Origin of the sequence: Shewanella sp. SG41-4, assembly GCF_014164505.1 — a bacterium.
GTDB lineage: Bacteria > Pseudomonadota > Gammaproteobacteria > Enterobacterales > Shewanellaceae > Shewanella.
In genome coordinates, this window is the sequence record NZ_JACJFI010000325.1 from 1 (window position 1) to 3,780 (window position 3,780).

At 38.2% G+C, this 3,780-nt stretch carries 1 protein-coding gene and 2 pseudogenes; 1 reads left to right on the forward strand and 2 read right to left on the reverse strand.

Features of this window, described 5'->3' with window-relative positions:
- Positions 1-85: 85 nt before the first annotated feature.
- Positions 86-948 (forward strand): annotated as a pseudogene (locus tag H5202_RS24380) (IS5 family transposase).
- A 423-nt stretch (positions 949-1,371) separates the two neighbouring features.
- Here the strand turns inward: H5202_RS24380 and H5202_RS19005 are convergent.
- Both H5202_RS19005 and H5202_RS19010 read right to left on the reverse strand, forming a co-directional pair.
- Complete coding sequence (locus H5202_RS19005; RefSeq protein ID WP_182773443.1) at positions 1,372-1,746, reverse strand: DUF2057 family protein; 375 nt, start codon at positions 1,744-1,746, stop codon at positions 1,372-1,374.
- Positions 1,747-1,963: 217 nt separating this feature from the next.
- Positions 1,964-3,132 (reverse strand): annotated as a pseudogene (locus H5202_RS19010) (IS3 family transposase).
- Positions 3,133-3,780: the final 648 nt, after the last annotated feature.

Below are 3,780 nucleotides of genomic sequence, written 5' to 3' on the forward strand. Positions count from 1 at the left end.
TAAGTGAACTTTTTAGGTTTGTTGCGATCAGTTCCTCTGAATACTCCATAGGAATCGATATCTGATAGGAAAATCCAAGTAACGCATCACCGATAGGCCTGGATATATCAAAGCATTAGTCAATTGAGGCTCACTTACTTTCTGGATAGATGAGCAAACGTTAGAACAATTGGTACAGCGACGAGGACGTGGTTTTCAATATAGTGAAACAGCTATCGAAACAGCGTTAATGCTCAAAGGGTTTTTAAATCTGCTTTTACCGACGCTATAAGGTTTCATAAGTTCGGTGTTTTGGTTAATGAATAGGCTTTTAACTTCTCCAGTTTACGGCAGCATTAGCAAGCGGGCTCAGATTGTTGATACCAAGTACCGAATCCCTTAAGGTGTACCAATTCCCTACTCGGTTATTGATGCATCAGTGCTAGAATTTACGGCGAAGGTAAACGGAAGATGCACAGCATGGCATGGGAAAGCTCGGTGCTTGGCGTAATCTGTATCTTGCCATCGATCTGCATACCTATGAGGTAATTGCTGTAGAATTAAGTATGGTTAATGATGCTGATAATGAAAGAAAAATCGACTCAAACGTAAGAGAGTGCAAGTGTCCGGGGACGGAGCCTGCTATACGAAAGGGTGTCTAAGCTGCTTAAGCGAAAATCCTGTAAACCCTTCATTCCGCTGAGGAAAAGTGCGGATTACTAGGAGTAGCGGCATCCTAGAAATGAGGCTGTTAACGCGTTGAAGAATGATGTGTTAAGGCAATGGAAGGAAGAAAATGATTACCATCAACGCTTACTATTAGAAACGGACGAGTTCCGTAATAAGCAGCTAATCAGTAATAAATTGAACCTACAATTCTATAACGCTCAAGTGGATTAGGCATTAGCAGATGTTAAGGCCATGAACAAAGTCATAGAACTAGGTATTCTTACCATGGCAACCGCATGAGTGTGTATTTTTTGAAAACTATGAGTGATTTCAATACTGAGTCACTTTCAATCATTTATGAAGTTATAATGTACTGAACAAATATAATTCTAAAAACATACTTGTTCTGTATGAAAAACGTTCACGATCTCGCCCTGGTATTCCTGCTCGTCAGGCGGTGAATTAATACCGAAAAACGAACTGAAAAGTGGCTTGCCTAAGACAGATTTGATCAACAAGGCTCTTTCAATTTAGAACTTCAAATGTAATTTCATTGAAAGTTGATCAACTAGTCTCAATTTGATTACGTCAGAACAATATATAAATTAATATACCAATGATTGTATTGAATTTAGCTCAATACTTAATTAGATAATTTAGTATCAGTAACTGATTTATTGGTAAGTTACATCTGATTTTAAAGATTACTAACTGCTTGAGAAATTACCTTAAAACTAATTGAGTTAACAACTGAGAACTAGTCAATAACACGACATTATTGTCAGACTGGCCATTAACACTCAGTGTGATTTCAGGATTATTTAAAAAATTTTTAGCTTCATCAGCACTAAAAATATCAGGTGTAGTGAGTTTGTAATGTTGATTATCTGCCACTTCTAATGTCAGGTACAGTGCTCCTGAACGAACCCAATGTCCCGAATCATCGGCATTATCTTGAAATAGATCCCGATACTGAATTTCAACCAATTGTTGCCCATGGCTCAGTCCAATAATATTTTTCAGACCAACGTTCTGTCCATTAACTGTTTCAACTATAATCGAGTCAGGTACTGTAATACTAGATGCTTGAGCTGGCATGCCAAATAATAATGTTAAACCAACAGTAGTTGATGTGAGTAGCATTTATATAGAAAACGATGTAGTCATATTTATATTCATCCATATTTCATACTTAATGAGTAAGCATGTTAGTGTTAATATATAAGACCTAGACAAACACAAATAAATTTCATTTTGTACAAATTAATATCAATGTGACCTGGCCAACTGAATTAGGTCACCCTAGTTAACTTCGTTAAGCGACTTCTTTTATCTGCTTATCCATACGCTCAAATTCATTGGGACTTTGGTAGTCAAGGTATGAATGCATTCGTTGGCTGTTGTACCACATGGTGATGTAATTCATGACATCTTGCTGGGCAGCATAACGCGTTCGATAGTTTCGCCAGTGAACCCGTTCCTGTTTCAAGCTGCAAAAAAAGCTTTCTGCTACTGCATTATCCCAACAACATCCTTTTTTACTCATACCGCCTACAAATCAATGTGTTCTCAGTATTCGTCTATATTGATGACTCGCATATTGAACACCTTGATCTGAATGTATTATCAAGCCCGCTTTAGGTTTTCTTTGCCAGATAGCCATTGTTAGCGCATCACAAACAAGTTGCGCTTTCATTCTGCTACCCATACTCCAGCCGACTACTTTACGGGAATAGAGATCGATTACGACGGCTAAATACAGCCATCCCTCTGAAGTCCATATATACGTAATATCTTGCACCCACGCTTGATTGGCGCTCTGAAAATCAAAATTCTGTTTGAGTTCATTATCGTATATTGGCTTATTGTGTTCACTATTCGTCGTTGCTTTATACTTTTTCTTGTAGCGCACCCAAACGTTTGCCTCTTTCATCAATTGTGCTGTTTTCCTGCGCCCGACAGGATAATCAAGCGTATTTAATGCTTTTTGAATTCGCCTTTCGCCATAGGTATTATCGCTAAACTCAGCAATATTCTTTACCCACTGGAGCAACTCTTGATGCTCTGTATCAACAGACTGTTGAGGTTTTAGCTTCTGATAACTGTAGTAGTTATTGTTTTTTACACCCAACACGCGACACATTACTATCACAGGCCAGATCTTCTTATTTTGGGCAATAAACGTGTATTTTACTTCGTTTCTTTGGCAAAGAAGATCGTCGCTTTTTTTAATATTTCACGCTCCATTTCTAGGCGTTTAACTTGTGCTTTTAGTTGACGAATTTCCTGCTGCTCAGGTGTTAGCTTGCCGTTTCCTCTGAATGCATGACCATCATCATTTTCGGATTCTTTTATCCAGCGACCGAGGAGCTGAGCACTCACTTCTAGATTTCTTGAAGCTTCAGCAATGCTATAATTTTGCTCTCTTACCAGCGCAATGGCATCAAGCTTAAACTCTTTTGAATAGGTTTTACGTTTAGTCATTTCAATCTCCAGTTAAATCAATTATGTCTTAACTGGGTTAGTCGTATCAATTAAACCACGTCATTATCGGCTGGTGCAGCTTTTGTTGGTCACTTTTACAGTATGCAGATAGTCACTAAAACCTCTTCGATATCTAACATTTTTATAAACTCAGGTATGTCGGCCATATCATTACTTTCTTGTTCTGTGTTCATTTGCCCAGTGCTATGTGCTTTATTAAAGAATAGGCACTAAACATATGTATGGTGCAGGCTCTAACTTTACGATTTTATTGCCGATGAAGCGCGTACCATCGATAGCTTTTGAACCAAATGGAACCTTTAACTAGGGCGACCACATGAGTGCTTATTATTTAAATTCTACGTTTGACCTGTAAGCAAAAGAACAAGAAATCATACTCGCTATGAAGATTTAACAAACTACGGAAGCTCGTTAAACGATCTGTTGCTGTTCGATAAACGTTCGAGATCTCGCCCTGAGCCATTAACAACAGGTGTTTACAGGAAAACTCTTGCAGACAAGCCAAGAGAATTGTAACGATTGTGGTATCAGAAACGGAAAAGGAAACGACCTTGCCATTTCACGGTGTTGTGGTTTGTTTATTACAGTTTCACAAACATAAAATCTGGACAAATCTTCTTCTTTGCA

Bases quoted from the DNA above. Each gene is read 5' to 3' on its own strand.
- H5202_RS19005 (WP_182773443.1), bottom strand. From the start codon at position 1,746: ATGCCAGCTCAAGCATCTAGTATTACAGTACCTGACTCGATTATAGTT.